The 17,163-nt window shown below is 68.1% G+C and carries 18 protein-coding genes and 2 tRNA genes; 15 read left to right on the top strand and 5 right to left on the bottom strand.

The features are described 5' to 3' along the window. The first annotated feature begins 41 nt into the window (after positions 1 to 41). The 7 genes from BUQ68_RS02595 to BUQ68_RS02565 all read left to right on the top strand — a co-directional run bounded on the left by BUQ68_RS02595 (position 42) and on the right by BUQ68_RS02565 (position 7,692). Positions 42 to 1,079 (top strand): PstS family phosphate ABC transporter substrate-binding protein, encoded by a 1,038-nt coding sequence (locus BUQ68_RS02595; protein ID WP_075214393.1) that lies wholly within the window; start codon positions 42 to 44, stop codon positions 1,077 to 1,079. A gap of 90 nt (positions 1,080 to 1,169) precedes the next feature. After that, entirely contained in the window at positions 1,170 to 2,549 is a 1,380-nt protein-coding gene (gene pstC, locus BUQ68_RS02590; RefSeq protein ID WP_075214392.1) for a phosphate ABC transporter permease subunit PstC, read from the top strand. 13 nt (positions 2,550 to 2,562) lie between these two features. Then, entirely contained in the window at positions 2,563 to 3,849 is a 1,287-nt protein-coding gene (gene pstA, locus BUQ68_RS02585; protein WP_075214391.1) for a phosphate ABC transporter permease PstA, read from the top strand. A gap of 45 nt (positions 3,850 to 3,894) precedes the next feature. Then, positions 3,895 to 4,725, top strand: a complete 831-nt coding sequence (pstB, locus tag BUQ68_RS02580; RefSeq protein WP_083656177.1) for a phosphate ABC transporter ATP-binding protein PstB — start codon at positions 3,895 to 3,897, stop codon at positions 4,723 to 4,725. A 38-nt stretch (positions 4,726 to 4,763) separates the two neighbouring features. Next, positions 4,764 to 5,468, top strand: a complete 705-nt coding sequence (phoU, locus tag BUQ68_RS02575; RefSeq protein ID WP_075214390.1) for a phosphate signaling complex protein PhoU — start codon at positions 4,764 to 4,766, stop codon at positions 5,466 to 5,468. 140 nt (positions 5,469 to 5,608) lie between these two features. After that, on the top strand, positions 5,609 to 6,307 hold the full coding sequence (gene phoB / locus BUQ68_RS02570) for a phosphate regulon transcriptional regulator PhoB (protein WP_075214389.1): 699 nt from the start codon (positions 5,609 to 5,611) through the stop codon (positions 6,305 to 6,307). A gap of 365 nt (positions 6,308 to 6,672) precedes the next feature. Then, positions 6,673 to 7,692: an acyltransferase family protein gene (locus BUQ68_RS02565; RefSeq protein WP_083656175.1), complete on the top strand. Its 1,020-nt coding sequence runs from the start codon at positions 6,673 to 6,675 to the stop codon at positions 7,690 to 7,692. A gap of 198 nt (positions 7,693 to 7,890) precedes the next feature. On the opposite strand, the gene BUQ68_RS02560 is transcribed toward BUQ68_RS02565, so the two are convergent. Further along, a tRNA-Asn gene (locus BUQ68_RS02560) sits at positions 7,891 to 7,966 on the bottom strand. A 140-nt stretch (positions 7,967 to 8,106) separates the two neighbouring features. Between BUQ68_RS02560 and BUQ68_RS02555 the strand changes: the two genes are divergently transcribed. After that, on the top strand, positions 8,107 to 8,403 hold the full coding sequence (locus tag BUQ68_RS02555; protein WP_342586978.1) for a PGPGW domain-containing protein: 297 nt from the start codon (positions 8,107 to 8,109) through the stop codon (positions 8,401 to 8,403). Between the two features lie 16 nt (positions 8,404 to 8,419). On the opposite strand, the gene BUQ68_RS24130 is transcribed toward BUQ68_RS02555, so the two are convergent. From BUQ68_RS24130 to BUQ68_RS02540, 4 genes are all read right to left on the bottom strand, one after another. Next, positions 8,420 to 8,815, bottom strand: a complete 396-nt coding sequence (locus BUQ68_RS24130; protein ID WP_075214386.1) for a DUF2177 family protein — start codon at positions 8,813 to 8,815, stop codon at positions 8,420 to 8,422. 98 nt (positions 8,816 to 8,913) lie between these two features. Continuing rightward, positions 8,914 to 9,237: a hypothetical protein gene (locus BUQ68_RS24125; protein WP_075214385.1), complete on the bottom strand. Its 324-nt coding sequence runs from the start codon at positions 9,235 to 9,237 to the stop codon at positions 8,914 to 8,916. 154 nt (positions 9,238 to 9,391) lie between these two features. Continuing rightward, positions 9,392 to 9,838 (bottom strand): hypothetical protein, encoded by a 447-nt coding sequence (locus tag BUQ68_RS23175; protein ID WP_139315126.1) that lies wholly within the window; start codon positions 9,836 to 9,838, stop codon positions 9,392 to 9,394. Positions 9,839 to 10,051: 213 nt separating this feature from the next. Continuing rightward, positions 10,052 to 10,125, bottom strand: a tRNA-Cys gene (locus tag BUQ68_RS02540). Positions 10,126 to 10,278: 153 nt separating this feature from the next. Between BUQ68_RS02540 and BUQ68_RS02535 the strand changes: the two genes are divergently transcribed. The 7 genes from BUQ68_RS02535 (at position 10,279) to ppk2 (ending at position 17,123) form a co-directional block, all read left to right on the top strand. After that, the gene (locus BUQ68_RS02535; RefSeq protein ID WP_075214384.1) at positions 10,279 to 10,941 is read left to right on the top strand and encodes a protein-L-isoaspartate O-methyltransferase family protein; all 663 of its coding nucleotides are present in this window, start codon (positions 10,279 to 10,281) and stop codon (positions 10,939 to 10,941) included. A gap of 436 nt (positions 10,942 to 11,377) precedes the next feature. Then, positions 11,378 to 12,721, top strand: a complete 1,344-nt coding sequence (locus BUQ68_RS02530) for a TolC family outer membrane protein (protein ID WP_245293144.1) — start codon at positions 11,378 to 11,380, stop codon at positions 12,719 to 12,721. 172 nt (positions 12,722 to 12,893) lie between these two features. After that, a complete protein-coding gene (locus BUQ68_RS24420) occupies positions 12,894 to 13,685 on the top strand; it encodes a PopZ family protein (RefSeq protein WP_075214382.1) in 792 nt (263 codons plus the stop codon). Positions 13,686 to 13,803: 118 nt separating this feature from the next. Further along, positions 13,804 to 14,691, top strand: coding sequence for a YicC/YloC family endoribonuclease (locus tag BUQ68_RS02520; RefSeq protein WP_075214381.1), 888 nt, complete (start codon positions 13,804 to 13,806; stop codon positions 14,689 to 14,691). Between the two features lie 4 nt (positions 14,692 to 14,695). Beyond that, positions 14,696 to 15,376 (top strand): guanylate kinase, encoded by a 681-nt coding sequence (gene gmk / locus BUQ68_RS02515; protein WP_425349486.1) that lies wholly within the window; start codon positions 14,696 to 14,698, stop codon positions 15,374 to 15,376. Between the two features lie 120 nt (positions 15,377 to 15,496). Then, on the top strand, positions 15,497 to 15,730 hold the full coding sequence (locus tag BUQ68_RS02510; protein ID WP_075214379.1) for a hypothetical protein: 234 nt from the start codon (positions 15,497 to 15,499) through the stop codon (positions 15,728 to 15,730). 370 nt (positions 15,731 to 16,100) lie between these two features. After that, positions 16,101 to 17,123 carry a polyphosphate kinase 2 gene (gene ppk2 / locus BUQ68_RS02505; protein ID WP_083656172.1) on the top strand — a complete coding sequence of 341 codons (1,023 nt, stop codon included), beginning with the start codon at positions 16,101 to 16,103 and terminating at the stop codon, positions 17,121 to 17,123. The last annotated feature ends 40 nt before the right edge of the window (positions 17,124 to 17,163 follow it).

The raw sequence follows: 17,163 nt of genomic DNA, 5'->3' as shown, positions 1-17,163 counted from the left end.
CCGCAGGGATCGCGCCGAGTACAAAGACAGGGAGTTGTCCCGTGAAGCTCATCAACACCGCCAGCGCGATCGCGCTTGCCGCTGCGGCCCTGACGGTCGCCTCCGCCGCTCAGGCTCGTGACCAGATCCGCATTGTCGGTTCCTCCACGGTGTTCCCCTACACCCAGGCTGTCGCCGAGCAGTTCGCCAACGCCACCGGCAAGACCGCGCCGGTCGTGGAGTCCACCGGCACCGGTGGCGGCTTCAAGATCTTCTGCGGCGGCGTCGGCGTCGACCATCCGGACGTGACCGGTGCCTCGCGCGCCATGAAGAAGTCCGAGTTCGAAGCCTGCCAGGCCGGCGGCGTCGAGAGCGTGACCGAGATCCTCCTCGGCTACGACGGCCTGTCGATCGCTCACGCCCGGTCGGGCACCGAGGTCAGCCTGACCAAGGCTCAGATCTTCCAGGCGCTCGCCTCGAAGGTCGAGAAGGACGGCCAGATCGTCGACAACCCGTACAAGATGTGGAACGAGATCGACGCGTCGCTCCCGGCCACCCAGATCACCGTGTTCGGCCCGCCGCCGACCTCGGGCACCCGCGACGCCTTTGTCGAACTCGTCATGCACCCGGGCTGCGACGCCTTCCCGGCGATCAAGGCCCTCGAGGCCGACGCCAAGAAGGAAGTCTGCGAGCGCATGCGCCAGGACGGCCCGTTCATCGAAGCCGGTGAGAACGACAACCTGATCGTTCAGCGCCTCGAGGCCGATCCGAACTCGCTCGGCATCTTCGGCTACTCCTTCCTCTATGAAAACCAGGACAAGCTGGTCGGCACCCCGATCGACGGCGTCGCCCCGTCGACCGAGACCATCGCCGACGGTTCCTATGCCGTGTCCCGTCCGCTCTTCATCTACGTGAAGAACGCGCACCGCGGCGTGATCCCGGGTCTTGAGGACTTCCTCAACGAGTACGTCTCCGAGGCGTCCTTCGGTGAGGGCGGCTACCTCGCCGAGCGCGGCCTCATCCCGCTCGACGAGACCAAGCGCGAAGAGATCCGTCAGGCCGTGGCCAACGCCACCGCGATGGCCGCTCCGGCCAAGTAATCCGCCATCCAGGCGGTTCGACCCGCCCCGGCTCGCCGGGGCGGGTTTGTCGTCTTGACATACGCCCCCCTTCCGAGGTGATGACGCACCATGATCGGATATGCGTTCCTTCTAATCATTGCAGTGACGCTGGTCGGCTTCTGGATGGGGCGTGCCAAGGGTGCGTCCTTCATCACCGCCGGCGGCCCCAAGGTGCACTCGCTTCCCGGATACCACGGCGCCTACGTGGCGGCCTGGGTGGGCGTTCCGGCCTTCATCCTGGTCCTGATATGGGTCTCGCTGCAGAGCCAGGTGGTCGAAAGCATGGTTCTCGGTGGACTGCCGGAAAGCATGACGGCCGGCGCCAGCACCGCGCAGATGAGCCTCTACCTCTCCGAGATCAAGAACGTGGCGAGCGGTCGCATGTTCTCGGAACCCTCGCCGGAGATCGTCGAGGCCGCGGCCACGCTCACCCGTCTGGATGTGATCGCCGACTGGGCGCTCGTCGTCGTCCTTCTCGCGTTGATGGTCGCCGCGCTCACGTTCACGCGCAACCAGCTCTCGGCACGGTTCCGGTCGCGCAACAACTTCGAGCGCGTGGTGTCCGGGCTGATGATCTTCTGCTCCACGCTGGCGATCCTCACCACGGCCGGGATCGTCGCCTCGCTCGTCTACGAAGCCGCGGCCTTCTTTCGTCTTGTGCCGATCACCGAATTCCTCTTCGGCCTGAAGTGGGAGCCGCAGATCGCCCTTCGGCCGGACCAGATCGCCGGCGCCGGCGCCTTCGGCGCGGTCCCGGTCTTTGCCGGCACGTTGCTGATCTCGTTGATTGCCATGGCCGTCGCCACCCCGATCGGCCTCTTCACGGCCATCTATCTCGTCGAGTACGCCGGTGACGGCGTCCGCGCGGTGGTGAAGCCGATCATGGAGATCCTCGCTGGCGTGCCGACTGTGGTGTTCGGCTTCTTCGCCATCCTGGTGGTCGCCCCGGCCGTGCGTGAGGCCGGCGGCCTCGTCGGCATTCCGATCTCGCCGAACAGCGCCTTCGCGGCCGGCGCGGTCATGGGCATCATGATCCTGCCCTTCATCTCGTCGCTCTCCGACGACGCCCTGAAGGCGGTGCCCCGCTCCATGCGCGACGGCTCGCTCGCCCTTGGCGCGACGCCCGGCGAGACGATCACCAAGGTGCTGCTCCCGGCCGCCCTGCCGGGCATCGTCGGCGGCATCCTCCTCGGCGTCAGCCGCGCCATCGGCGAGACCATGATCGTCGTGATGGCGGCGGGCCTTATCGCCTCGCTCACCTTCAACCCGCTCGACAGCGTGACCACCGTCACCGTGCAGATCGTCACCCTGCTCATCGGCGACACCGAGTTCGACAGCCCCAAGACCCTCGCGGCCTTCGCACTCGGCCTGGTGCTCTTCCTGATCACCCTAGTTCTCAACATCGTTGCGCTGCGCATTGTCCGCAAGTACCGCGAACAGTACGAGTGAGACGGAGGCCATCATGTCGGACATCTCCCTGCGCGGACCCGTCGAGTGGTCCTCCGAAACCGCGGTCGCTCGTCGCAAGAGCCGCTACGCCGCCGATCGTCGCCTCCAGTTCTACGGGATCGCGGCGATCACCACTGCCATCGGCCTTCTCGGCCTTCTGATCGTCTCCCTGGCGAGCACCGGCTACCTGGCCTTCGTGCAGACCAAGGTCACCCTCGACTTCCCGATCCGCGCCGAGTGGGTCAAGGCCGAGGATCCGGCCGCCGGCAACTACCGCAACGTGGTGCGGCAGGCGCTCCTGGACATCTTCCCGGAGGTCACCACGCCGCCGGACCAGCGCAAGCTTGGCGAGATCATCACGAACAACGCCCAGTTCATGGTGCGTGACGCGGTGCTGGCCAACCCGTCGGTGATCGGCGGCACGCTGACCCTCACGGTCCCGTCGTCGGACCCCTTCGACCAGCTCAACAAGGGCGCCATCTCCCGCGACGTGCCGGAGAACCAGCGCCGGGTGACCGACCAGCAGATCGCCTGGTTCGACCGCCTCGTGGAGCAGGACCGGGTGGCGGCTCCGTTCAACTGGGAGCTCGTCACCAACGCCGACAGCCGCTTCCCCGAGCTTGCCGGCCTCGCCGGCGCCATCACTGGCTCCTTCTACGCGCTGCTCGTCTGCTTCGTGCTGAGCTTCCCGATCGGCATCGCGGCGGCCATCTATCTGGAGGAGTTCGCGCCGAAGAACCGGTGGACCGACCTTATCGAGGTGAACATCAACAACCTCGCGGCCGTGCCGTCCATCGTGTTCGGCCTCCTCGGTCTGGCGGTCTTCCTCAACTTCTTCGGCCTGCCGCGCTCGGCCCCGCTCGTCGGCGGCATGGTGCTCGCCCTCATGACGCTGCCGACGATGATCATCGTCACCCGCGCGTCGCTGAAGGCGGTGCCGCCGTCGATCCGCGAGGCGGCGCTCGGCATGGGGGCCTCCAAGCACCAGGTGATCATGCACCACGTGCTGCCCTTGGCGCTGCCGGGCATCCTGACCGGCACCATCATCGGCCTCGCCCAGGCGCTCGGCGAAACCGCCCCCTTGCTCCTCATCGGCATGAACGCCTTCATCACCTCTCCGCCGGGCGGTCTCCTGGAGGCTTCCACGGCGCTGCCGACCCAGATCTTCATCTGGGCCGACAGCCCGGAACGCGGCTTCGTCTCGCGGACGTCCGCGGCCATCCTGGTGCTGCTCGGCTTCCTGATCGTCATGAACGGCATCGCCGTCTTCCTCCGCCAGCGGCTGGAGCGGACCTGGTAATCCGCTCGCCGCACACCGAACTCCTCATTCAAGAGGTAAAGATCCATGGCTACCGTCGCTGAACTGCCGCGCGAAACCCAGACCTTCAAGACCGTCCGCACCCCCGACGCCGCCCCGCGTCCGGTCAAGGTGAAAGGCGAGGACGTGAAGGTCTTCTACGGCGCCAAGCAGGCGCTCTTCGGGGTGTCGATCGACATCCCGGACCGCGCCGTGACAGCCTTCATCGGCCCGTCGGGCTGCGGCAAGTCCACCTTCCTGCGCTGCATCAACCGCATGAACGACACCATCGCGGGCGCCCGGGTGGAGGGCAAGATCACCCTCGACAACCGGGACATCTACGATCCCGACCTCGACGTGGTGGAGCTCCGCGCCCGCGTCGGCATGGTGTTCCAGAAGCCGAACCCGTTCCCGAAGTCGATCTTCGACAACGTGGCCTACGGTCCCAAGATCCACGGCCTTGCCAAGTCCAAGGCCGACCTTGAGGAGATCGTCTCCTCGTCGCTTCAGAAGGCATCGCTCTGGAACGAGGTGAAGGACCGCCTGCAGGAGCCCGGCACCGGCCTTTCCGGCGGCCAGCAGCAGCGCCTCTGCATCGCCCGCGCCATCGCGGTGTCTCCCGACGTCATCCTGATGGACGAGCCGTGCTCGGCCCTCGACCCGATCGCCACCGCCAAGGTGGAGGAGCTGATCGACGAGCTGCGCGCCAACTACACCATCATCATCGTCACCCATTCCATGCAGCAGGCCGCCCGCGTGTCCCAGCGCACCGCCTTCTTCCATCTGGGTGTCCTGGTGGAGGAGGGTCCGACCGACCACATCTTCACCAACCCGATCGAGAAGCGGACCCAGGACTACATCACCGGCCGCTTCGGCTGACCCGCCCCACCCGTTCAGGATCCCGGAAGGGGACAGTCATGGAACATACGATCTCCGCCTACGAGCACGAGCTGCGCGACCTCGCCAGCCGCATCGCCCAGATGGGCGGTCTCGCCGAGCACCTGGTCACCGACAGCATCCGCGCCCTGACCCGGCTGGACGAGTCGCTCGCCCACCGCATCATCGCCGAAGACATGCGGCTCGACGCCATGCAGCGCGCCGCCGAGGAACAGGCCATCCTGATCATCGCCCGCCGCCAGCCGATGGCGTCGGACCTGCGCGAGATCGTCGCCGCCATGCGCATCTCCTCCGACCTGGAGCGCGTCGGCGACCTCGCCAAGAACATCGCCAAGCGCGTGGTCGCCATCAACGGCGCCGTGGTGCACAAGCGCCTGATCGTCGGCGTGGAGCACCTGGCCGAGATCGCCCTGGAGCAGCTGAAGGACGTGCTCGACGCCTTCACCACCCGCGACGACGCCAAGGCCTCCGTCGTGCGCGAGCGCGACGAGGAGATCGACGCGCTCTACACGTCCCTGTTCCGCGAGCTCCTCACCTACATGATGGAGGATCCGCGCAACATCTCCCAGTGCACGCATCTGTTGTTCTGCGCCAAGAACATCGAGCGCATCGGCGACCACGCCACCAACATCGCCGAAACCGTGCACTACGCCGTCACCGGCCACGCGTTCGAGGACGAGCGCCCGAAGTCGGACAACACCAGCATGGAGAGCGTGGCGCCCTGACGGGCGTCCGCCGTCCCGGTGCCCTTCGTTGAGAAAAGCCGGCCGGGCGCGTGCCCGGTCCTGAGACTACCTGTCGGGCGTGCGCCCGGTCCTGAGAGAGCCTGTCGGGCGCAAGCCCGATCCTGGGAGAGACCATCTCGATGCCGAAGGTGTTGATCGTCGAGGACGAGGAGCCTGTCAGCCTCCTGCTGCGCTACAACCTGGAGGCCGAAGGCTACGAGGTGGAGCAAGCCTTCCGAGGTGACGACGCGGAGATCCGTCTGCGCGAGGTGACGCCGGATCTGGTGCTCCTGGACTGGATGCTGCCCGGCCTCTCCGGCATCGAGCTCTGCCGCCGCCTCCGCGCCCGGCCGGAAACCGAGCGGGTGCCCATCATCATGCTCACCGCCCGCGGCGAGGAATCCGAGCGGGTGAGGGGCCTCGGCACCGGCGCCGACGACTATATCGTCAAGCCCTTCTCGGTGCCGGAAGTGGTGGCGCGCATCCGCGCCATCCTGCGCCGCGCCAAGCCGGAGGTTTTGTCGTCCGTCCTGTCGCTCGGCGACCTGGAGCTCGACCGCGAGACACACCGGGTGCGGCGGAGCGGCCGCGAGCTGCATCTCGGCCCCACCGAGTTCAAGCTCCTGGAATTCCTGATGCGCTCGCCGGGCCGCGTATTCTCCCGCGAGCAGCTGCTCGACGGCGTCTGGGGCCACGACGTCTACGTGGACGAGCGCACCGTCGACGTCCACGTGGGCCGCCTGCGCAAGGTGCTGAACCGGTCCGCCAAGCGCGACCCGATCCGCACCGTCCGAGGCGCCGGCTACTCGTTCGACGACACCTTCGCCAAGGTCGGCTGACCGGCCCACGGCGCGGCCCTCGACAGGCTTCCTGATCCCACTCTTGCCAAGGGGCGCGTTCCGCAAGGACGCGCCCTTCGTCGTTTCAGGCGCCCCTTTCGGCGGCCCCGGCCGCCGGCCGCCGATCCGACTCCAAGTGAAAAATCGGGAACAACACACCGGACCGGCCGTTTGCAACACGGTGCTCCTTTTCGGGCGTCGTGGTTTTCAGGATCGGGGTGGCGGGCGCGCCCGGATCGGTCGGCCGTCGACAGCGACGGCTGCGGCCGCCGTTGGGCGGCTGTCGCTCGGCCGGCGGGCATGGCTGCCGCCGACCCCGTCCTGCCGACCGGGTCCGGTGTGCGTTGTTCAGGAGTTTATTGCGTATGGCTGATTCCGGGCGTTTGGCCTGGCTCGACGTTGCGCGCGGCGGGTCCATCATTCTTGTCGTCTTCTTCCACGCGACGATCCAGCTGGAGAAGGCAGACCTCGGCAACCACCATTTCTGGCTCGTCAACAACCTGTTCGGGCCGATCCGCATGCCCGTCTTCTTCGCCATCTCGGGCTTCCTGGCCCAGCGCCTGATCACCCAGGACTGGCGCGCCGTGCTCTCCCGCCGGGTCTGGCTGCTCGCCTATCTGTTCGTCACCTGGTCGATCCTCCATGCGCTGCACCGTCGCAGCCTGGGGGTGACCGACAGCCCCGTGATGACCGAATTCGCCGCCAACCTCGTGGAGCCCGCCTCGGAGATCTGGTTCATCCTGGCGCTCGGCCTCTATGTGGTCGCCACGAAGGCGCTCGCCGGCGTGCCGCGCCCGCTGGTGATCGGAACCGCCCTCGTGGTCTCCATCGCGACCCTCGGCGGCTTCGCGCCGGTCACGAGCCAGGCCTACCTCGGCACCTTGCAGTACTACGTCTTCTTCCTCGTCGGCTGCTTCTACGGCAGCCGGATCGCCGCCCGGGTGACGGACGTGCCGCTGGCGCTGATCGCCGGCCTCGGCGTCCTTTACGGGATCCTGATCGGCATCCGCTTCGACCTGGATGGCCTCCCGCTCGGGCTCGTCCGGGTCACGCTCTGTCTGATCGGGCTGGTGATCGGCTGCCGGGTGGCCGAACTGGTCACCCGTCTGGCGCCCGTCCAGGCGGTGGTCGGCTTCCTCGGCCGCCACACGCTGCCGATCTATCTCGCCCACCCCTTCGTCCTCTCCCTGGCGCTCCTCGGTCTTCCGTCCGAGGCGCTGCCGCGCGGCGCAGGCTACCTCCTGCTCCCGGCGTTGGTGTTCGGCTCCATCGCGGCCTCGCTGGCGCTCCGGCAGCTGGCGGAACGGCGCGGCGGCGGCTGGCTCTACGCCCCGCCGGCGCTCGGCGGCCTCGCGGCGGCCTTCCGCGGAACTGGCCGCTCCTGAGGCGGGCGGGAGGGCGGATCGTGCGCACTTGCCGCGGCCCACCCGCATCGTAGTTCCGCGCGCGCCCTGAAAGGCAGCGAGGATCCGCCGTGGTCCGATAGGCGCATCATGAAGACCAGGGCCGCAACAGCACCAGATCCCGCAAAGGAAAAGACCCGGTCGCCCCTCAAGGGCGGCCGGGTCTTTTCTCGAAAAAGGTGGCTCCGCGAGCAGGACTCGAACCTGCGACCATTCGATTAACAGTCGAACGCTCTACCAACTGAGCTATCGCGGATCAGCTGTGGCGGTGCGTATAGCAGAGGGGTTCGGATTTGCAAACCCCTTTTCGGGTGATGAACCGGCCCCAGCCAGGGGCACTGGAAGCGGAGCCGGCGCACGCCCATATGGGGCATGGCGGTTTGCTTGGGAAACTCCATGCCTCGTGTGAAATTGAATGGTCGCTCGTTTCCGGTCCCTCGGTATCGGCCGCTCCGCATCGCCATCGGAATTCTCTTCCTCATCGGCGGTTTCGTCGGCTTTCTGCCGATTCTCGGCTTCTGGATGGTGCCGGTCGGCCTCCTGATCCTCTCCATCGACTTCGCCATCGCCCGCCGGGTCCGGCGCCGCAGCGAGGTGTGGATCGTCCGCTGGTGGCGCAACCGCAAGGCCTCGCGCCGGATGGGGCACCTCCACTCCCGCGGCGAGCCGGAAAGCGGCCCTCCGCGCCCCTGACGGCCGCCTGAACCCTTCAGCCGACAGCCGCCGCCGCGACCGCCGCGGCGGCGCTCGCCGCCGCGCTCACCGCGGCACCCCAGGCGATGTCCACCACCATCACGGGGATCGGCCAGCGGTGCAGGGTGGCGCGGTTGGTGAAATGATAGGTGCCATAGCAGGCCGCCCCGAACAGCGCCCCCTGCAGCGCCGCCGCGCCGGCTCCGAGTCCCTCTGAGGGCAGCACCGCGAACCAGATGAGCGCCGCCAGATAGCCCAGATAGAAGGCCGCCGCCGCGCCCAGCCGCGGCTTCGGCCGCAGCATCTCGCCATACTGATCCGCATAGAATCGCCGCGCCACGACCCCGAGCCACAGCCCGTCCACCACCAGAAACACCGCCGCCGCGGCCCCATAGGCTGCCAGATAGGTCACACCATCTCCTCTTCGTCCCCCGTCCTTACGCAGCGAGGCGCCGAACGGACGTAAATGCAGCCTTTCTCGTTGGCTAGAGGTCAGGCGCGGGCGCCCTATCAGGGCAGCGGGTCGCGGCGGGTGTCGTCCACGGGGACGCGAGTGCGGGCCGCGGCAATGAGGCGAAGGGGGCCTGCGACGTGCGAGACGGACGCGATCAGCGCACAGAAGCCCCACCCGACGACGAGGATGATGTCCCGCCAGGCGGGCGCCGTGAGGGAACCGACGACGGCGCATAACGCGGCCATCAGAAGGACGAGCCAGGCGACCTCCGGCGCATGACGCCAGTTGGCAAGGAGGATGGGGGCGGCAAGGAGGATGAGGCCGAATCCTGCGATCAGAACGACAACAAGGACTGGAACAGTGTCGACAGAAACGGGCATGCACGAGGCTCCGACTAGGAGTGGAGATTGCGGGCATGCACGGCGACAAACACGCCGATCAGAACTCAACGTACTATTGCACAGCCGAGCCTCGGCGGGGAAACACATCGTCATTGGACGCGGAGGCGACCGGCAGAGCTGAGCCTCTTTACGACTACGGACTGATCAGACTGTAAACTCGATAACCACCTATTGCGAATGAAGCAACAGAGCCAACACCGCAAAGCGCCGACGCCCAAAGTGTAGTTATAAGTTTAACGTTGTGCCCTTTGATGGAGAACTCGCGAGTCGCATCTGTGACTAGGCGCGGATCCGACCAATCGTCCGCAAGATCGATGGAGAAGGTGAAATTCATCCAAGCGGCGAAACCGCTGGCGAGCGCCAAAACGATCCCAACAGCGAAACATATGCCGCCGTCCTTCATCATCGCCGTGGTCACCCGCTCTCCTTGCGAGAGCGCTACCAAAGCGCCACCGTGCACGAGGATTAGTGAGCCGACGAGCCAGCGTCCCCAACCAACCTGCGCTTCCGTGCTAGCGTCCTTAAGCCGAATGTACCGCTCAACCAGCTTTTCTCTGACATAACGTTCGTCGTTGTTCATCACCACTCTCACAGGTCATCTACCCAACCCGATGAAAGCACCGTTCGATGCAATTTCAAACTTTGGTTGTTGCTGCCATCTGAAATTGCGCGCAGTGCAAATCAATTTTGCGCTTTACAGAACACGACGAGGGGAGGGGGCGCACCGCCACTTGCCCAGCTATGCCGCAGGGAAGCCTAGGTGAAATTCGCGGGCAATGTCGGGAAGGAGTGCTGGAGGCCACGGAGGGAATCGAACCCCCGTAGACGGATTTGCAATCCGCTGCGTAACCACTCCGCCACGTGGCCTCACAAGTTCGACCTATTAGGCGAGAACGGGTGGGGAGGCAAGGGGGCTGAACGCGCGGTCGGCGGCCTTCTCCTGGCCGCCGAGCCTCTTGTCTCGCGCCTGCGAGAGGGCTAAGGGATCGGCAGCGCGCGCTCACCTTGAGGACATCGGCGATGGTCGACACAGCCACGTTGCGTACGAAGATGGTCGATGGCCAGGTTCGGCCCAACGACGTGACCGACCACCGGATCATCGACGCCATGCTGGGCGTCCCGCGCGAGGCCTTCGTGCCGGAAGCCCTCCAGAAACTCGCCTACATCGACCAGAACCTGCTCGTCGGCACCGATCCGGTGCCGCGCTACATGCTGCAGCCCATGGTCACCGCGCGCCTTCTGCAGCAGGCCGACATCCGCGCCACCGACACCGTCCTGGAAGTGGGCGCCACCACCGGCTACACGGCCGCGCTGCTCGCCCGCCTCGCCAAGGCCGTGGTCGCGCTGGAGGATGGCGCGGCGCTCGCCGCCGCCGCCCGCACCGCGCTCGCCGGCCAGGGGATCCACACCGTGGAGGTCGTCACCGGCCCGCTCGCCGCCGGCTGGGCGCCCCGCGCGCCCTATGACGTGATCCTCGTCAGCGGCGCCGTGGAAGTGCTTCCCGACGCGCTCGCGGACCAGCTCGCCGACGGCGGCCGTCTTCTGGTGACGGTCGGCCTCGGCCAGGCCGCGCGGGCTATGCTCTACACCCGCAGCGGACCCGAAGTCAGCGGTCGCGTCCTCATGAACGCCGCCGTGCCGCTCCTCCCCGGCTTCCAGCGCGAGCCGGCCTTCGAGTTCTGAAGGCCGATCGCCCGGCGCGCCCGGTCCCACCGGGCGGCGACAGACCCTGCGACCGGCCCCGTCCGCAGATGCGGGCCGAGGCCCACCGCGCCGGCCCGGTGGCTGCGGCGGCGCGAACCCGTGCGCATCGCCCGACCGGTGGAACCATCCCGGCCGTCGCGCGTGCGCTCGGTGCGATTCGCCGCACGGACCCGCTTTTAACTGCGCCCGGCTTGCACTTGTCCGCGCCCCCCGCACACGCCCTGACGATGTGGCCGCAGTGCCGCATCCGGCCGCTTTCATCGGAACCGCAGCATTGATTAATCGCTCCGCGCTTGAACTTCACCGGCAATCCGGGCTCTTCTCAGACTGACGAATCCGCGTGCGCCGCCCTGTCGACGTCCGGTGCGCGAAGGTCGGGACCGATTGGGGGGCCCGACGTCCCGAGAGGTCTGCCGTGTCGAAGAGAATTCTGCTCGTCTCCGCCGCGCTGGTCGCTATGTTGACGGCGTCCCCGCTCCGCGCCGATACGCTGTCGGAAGCGCTCGCCGCCGCCTACGCCAACAACCCCACGCTCAACGCCCAGCGTGCCGCCACGCGCGCCGTCGACGAGGAGGTGCCGCAGGCGCTGTCCGGCTACCGGCCGTCCATCAACGCCTTCGCCAACCTCGGGGCGTCCAACAGCCGGGGCTTCGAGCAGCGCTCCGCGTCGGCCGGCATCACCATCACCCAGCCGATCTTCTCCGGCTTTCGCACCGTCAACGGCACCAAGGCCGCCGAGGCGTCGGTGAAGGCCTCGCGGGAATCGCTCCGCAATACCGAGCAGAACACCCTGCTCGACGCGGTCGAGGCCTACATGAACGTGGTGCGCGACGGCGCCATCCTCAGCCTGCTGCGCGAGAACGTCAGCTTCCTGGAGGAACAGGTCCGCGCCTCGCGCGATCGCTTCCAGGTGGGCGAGGGCACCCGGACCGACGTCGCCCAGTCGGAGGCGCGCCTCGCCTCGGCGAGCGCCGACGTGTCGGCCGCGCTCGCCAACCTTGAGTCCTCGCGCGGCGTCTACATCCAGGTGATCGGCCGCGCGCCGAAGAACCTGAAGCCCGCCAAGGCCGTCGACAAGCTGCTGCCACGGTCGCTGGACGCCGCCATCGGGGCGTCGCGCACCGACCATCCGGCCATCCTGGCCGCCGTCTACAATGCCGACACCGCGTCCTTCAACGTGAAGATCATCGAGGGCGAGCTGCTGCCGTCCGTCTCGCTGGAGGCCACTGCCCAGCGCGACTGGGAGGACGGCTTCCAGGCGTCGACCGGCAACAGCGCCCAGGTGTTCGGCCGCCTGTCCATCCCGATCTACGAGGGCGGTCAGGTCTACTCCCGGGTGCGTCAGGCCAAGGAGACCCTCGGCCAGCGCAAGATCGAGATCGACAGCGCCCGCGACCAGGTCCAGGCCGCGCTCGTCGGCGCCTGGTCGGGCCTTGAATCGGCCCGCTCCCAGTCGGTCGCCGCCCGCAGCCAGGTGGAGGCCGCGCGTCTTGCCCTCGAAGGCGTCGTGGAGGAGCAGCGCGTCGGCCAGCGCACCACGCTCGACGTGCTGAACGCCCAGGCCGAGGTCATCTCCGCCCGCATCACCCAGGTGCAGGCGGAGCGCGATCAGGTGGTGGCGAGCTACTCGGTGCTGGCCTCCATCGGCCGGCTGTCCAGCCAGTCGCTCGGCCTGCAGGTCGCCACCTACAAGCCGGAGGCGCACTACCAGCAGGTGCGCGACAAGTGGATCGGCCTGCGCACCCCCGACGGTCGCTGACCGCCGGGGATAACGCCGCACGTCCGCACATGGGCGCATCAAGTTCCTTAAGGAATTGATATACTTCAGGAGTGAGCCGAATCATCGCGGAGGCCCGCTGATCGGCGCGCGACCAGTGGGCGGGCAGCCGGAACAGGCGGTTCGGTCTGTTGCGGTGTGTGGAGATAGCGGCATGGCGAAGGCGAACACGTCCCAGGAACCCTCGATGGAAGAGATCCTGGCCTCGATCCGTCGGATCATCTCGGACGAGACACCGGCTGCCGCCGCCGCGCCGGCCGGGAAGGCCGCCGCGCCTCAGTCCAAGGCCGCCGCCAAGCCGGTTCCTCCGCCCGATACGCTGCCCGACACCCTGCCGGACGATGGCGGCGAGGTGATCTCCGAGGAGGACCTCGACAAGCTCTTCTCCGAGGAGGACGACAGCGACGAGCCGGTGCTCGAGCTCGACGCCGAGGACGACGAGGACGTGCTGGAGCTCGTGGAATCCGAGCCGGAGCCCTCGTCCGCCAACGACGACCCGCTGGAACTCGTCGAGGGCCTGATGCCCGACGAGGCCGACGTCTCCTTCGTCGATCCGCCGGCCGATCCGGAGGAGGAGCCAGAGGCCGAAGCCATGGACATGGACATGGCCGGGATGGTCGATCCCGAGCCCTTCGACATGGACGTGGAGCCCGAGCCCCCCGTCGCCCCGCCGCCGCGCCAGCGTCCCCAGCCGCAGCCCGCCATGGCGTCCGACGACCTGGACGAGCCGGCCGAGCCGCTGGTCTCTCGCCAGACCGGCGCGTCGGTCAACGCCGCGTTCGGCTCGCTCACCCACACCATCCTCTCCAACAACGCCAAGACCCTCGACGATCTCGTCAAGGAGATGCTGCGCCCCATGCTGAAGTCCTGGCTGGACGAGAACCTGCCCGGCATCGTGGAGCGCCTGGTCCGGGCCGAGATCGAGCGGGTCTCGCGCGGGCGCTGATCCGCGCGGGCGGCGCGGCGCGTGTTCACCGGTGCCTTGCCGGTTGGCCGCGCCTGTGGCACATGGACGGGCACCACAGGGACCTCCACGCCGCCACCCTAGACGATTGGCCCCGACCATGGCGCTCACCAGCATGACCGGCTTCGCCCGACGGGACGGACGCCTGGAGCCGTGGCGGATCGCCTGGGAGATCCGCTCCGTCAACGGACGCGGCCTCGACCTGCGCTTCCGCGTCCCGCCCGGCTTCGACGCCGTGGAGGCCCGCGCCCGCGCCCTTGCCGGCGAGCGCCTCGCCCGCGGCTCGGTGACGGCCGGCCTCACCGTCGCGCGGGACGGGGGCGGGCGGGCCTACCAGATCGACACCGCGCTCCTCGACACCCTCATCCGCACCGCGCAATTCTACGCCGACACGCCCGGCGTCGCGCCCGCGTCCCTCGACGGCCTCCTCAACGTGCGGGGCGTCGTGGAGGTGGTCGAAGCCGCCGCGCCGGACGACGATGGCCTGAAGGCGCTCGCCGACGCCGCGCTCGCCCTCTTCGAGGAGACCCTCGCCGACTTCGTCGAGGCCCGCCGCCAGGAGGGCGCCGCGCTCGGCCGGGTGCTCGGCGCCCAGGTGGACACGATCGCGGCGCTCGCCGCAGAGGCCGAAGCGCTGCCGGCCCGCACGCCGGAAGCCATCAAGGCGCGCCTCCTCGACCAGCTCGCCGTGCTCCTTGCCCGCGAGGAGATCGACCCGGCGCGCCTCCACCAGGAGGCCGCGCTGCTCGCCACCCGCGCCGACGTGCGCGAGGAACTCGACCGCCTCGCCGCGCACGTCGCCCAGGCCCGCGCGCTTCTCGGCGCCGGCGGCGCGGTCGGCCGCCGGCTCGATTTCCTCGCCCAGGAATTCAACCGCGAAACCAACACGCTTTGCTCCAAGTCGAACGACACCGAGCTGACCCGCATCGGGCTCGCCCTCAAGGCGACGGTGGACCAGTTCAAGGAGCAGGTGCAGAACATCGAGTAAGCCCATGACCGCCAGTCCGTCTTCCGGGTCCATGTCCGACTTCCAGCGGGTGCCCATGGCCCGGCGCGGGGTGATGCTGGTCATCTCCTCGCCGTCCGGCGCCGGCAAGGGCACGCTCTCGCGCCTCCTCCTCGACACCGACCGGGACATCACCCTCTCCATCTCGGTCACCACCCGCGACCGGCGGCCGAGCGAGGTCGACGGGGTGCACTACACCTTCATCAAGCCCTCCCATTTCCACGCCATGCGCGAGGGCGGCGAGCTCCTGGAATGGGCGGAGGTGCACGGCAACCTCTACGCCACGCCCCGCCCGCCGGTGGAGCAGGCGCTCGCCTCCGGCCGCGACGTGCTCTTCGACATCGACTGGCAGGGCGCCGCCCAGCTCCGCGAGAAGATGCCGACCGACGTCGTCTCCATCTTCATCCTGCCGCCCACCATGGCGGAGCTGAAGGCGCGCCTGATGCGCCGCGCCGAGGACGCCGCCGACGTCATCGAGAAGCGGCTCCGGAACGCCCGCACCGAGATCCAGCAGTGGCCGAACTTCGACTACATCGTCGTCAACGACGACCTCCAGGGCGCCTTCGCCGACCTCCAGTCCATCCTGCGGGCCGAGCGTAAGCGGCGCGAGCGCATCGCCGCCGGCACCGAGTCCTTCGTCGCCGGCCTGCTGGACCAGCCGATCTGACCCGCCGCCCGCCTGTCCGCCGCCCTTGAGCGCCGCCCGCCCGCAACGGCGGCCAGAACGCCAACGGTCCGTCAACGCTTCGGGGCGCACCATGCCGGCCGCATCACCGCGGAGATTTCCATGGACCAGCCGGCCGACACCCAGGTCCTGACGGGCGAGATCGTGGAGGGCGGCATCGAATGCCCGCTCTTCCAGGCCAGCGACGGCCACCTCTTCGCTCTGGAAGGCCTCACCCACGCCGCCGCCCCCGTCGGCACCCGCCTCAAGGCCGAGATGGAGCCCCTCTTCGTCTCCATCTGCCAACAGGGCGACGCCATGCGCGTGGTCAAGGTGCTGGAGCAGGGCGCGCCCTGAGAGGTGGGGCCGGACGAAAAGCCGTTGCCACGTTGCCGGAGCCATCTCCAGCGCCGATCTCCCGCATCGATCGTCATGGTCCGCGCAGGCGGACCACCCACGCATCCCCTTCCCGCCCCGTTCCAAAGCGTGGGTGGTCCGCCTTCGCGGACCATGACGGCGGAGTGTGGTGCGCCGCTCATCCCTTCACCCCCGCGCGGTGCACAACCTATCACACATCCCTTGCCGCCTAAGCATTCGCCCGGACGATCGGCATCCCGAAATTTACCGCTAAGATAACGGTTGCGCGCCATCATGCGGCAACAGCGATCCGACGCCCTGGGCCGATCAGCCCGGCAAGCCAGCGCGATCGCCCATCTGGGAGGCCGCCATGGACACCGTCGACACCGAGATCCTCATTCCCCCGGGCGCCGAGCCCGTCGCGCCGGTCGAGGCCGATGGCGCGCGGTCGATCGCCGGCGCCGCGGCCGATCTCGCGAGCCAACCGCCCCAGACCCGCAAGGGCATGCGCACCGAGCGCATGGAGGCCCTCCGCCGCGTAAAGGTCGATCCGGATGCCATCCGCCGCGCCTTCGAGACCGGCGCCTACCCCTACGACGACCGGCTCACCGAAAAGGTCTACGCGCGCGAGATGGAGCGCCTGCAGGTGGAACTCCTGAAGGTGCAGAACTGGGTGCGCGACACCGGCGAGCGGGTCGTCATCCTGTTCGAGGGCCGCGACGCCGCCGGCAAGGGCGGCACCATCAAGCGCTTCATGGAACACCTCAACCCGCGCGGCGCCCGCGTCGTCGCCCTGGAAAAGCCGTCCGAGCGCGAGCGCACCCAGTGGTATTTCCAGCGCTACATCCAGCACCTGCCGGCAGCGGGCGAGATCGTCTTCTTCGACCGGTCCTGGTACAACCGCGCCGGCGTGGAACGCGTGATGAACTTCTGCTCGCCGACCGAATACCTGGAGTTCATGCGCGAGTGCCCCATGCTGGAGCAGATGTTCGCCCGCTCCGGCATCCGCCTCTTCAAATTCTGGTTTTCCGTCACCCGCGACGAGCAGCGCCGCCGCTTCATGGACCGGCGCAACGATCCGCTGAAGCAGTGGAAACTCTCGCCCATCGACCTCGCGTCGCTCGACAAGTGGGACGCCTACACGGAAGCCAAGGAGGCGATGTTCTTCTACACCGACACCGCCGACGCCCCCTGGGTCATCATCAAGTCCGACGACAAGAAGCGCGGCCGGCTCAACTGCATGCAGCACTTCCTGTCGACCTTGCCCTACCCCAACAAGGACGAGCATGTGGTAATCGGCCCCGACCCCCTCATCGTCGGCCACTCCTCCCACGTCATCGGCCGCGACACCACCATCCTCACCAAAACCGTCCACCCCGACCGCCGAGCCTAAGCCCCCGTCCACACCCCGATCGTCATGGTCCGCGCAGGCG

Source organism: Mongoliimonas terrestris (assembly GCF_001927285.1).
Lineage (GTDB): Bacteria > Pseudomonadota > Alphaproteobacteria > Rhizobiales > Pleomorphomonadaceae > Chthonobacter > Chthonobacter terrestris.
The sequence above is the reverse complement of the archived record's forward strand: the minus strand, read 5'-3'. Positions and strand labels throughout refer to the sequence as shown.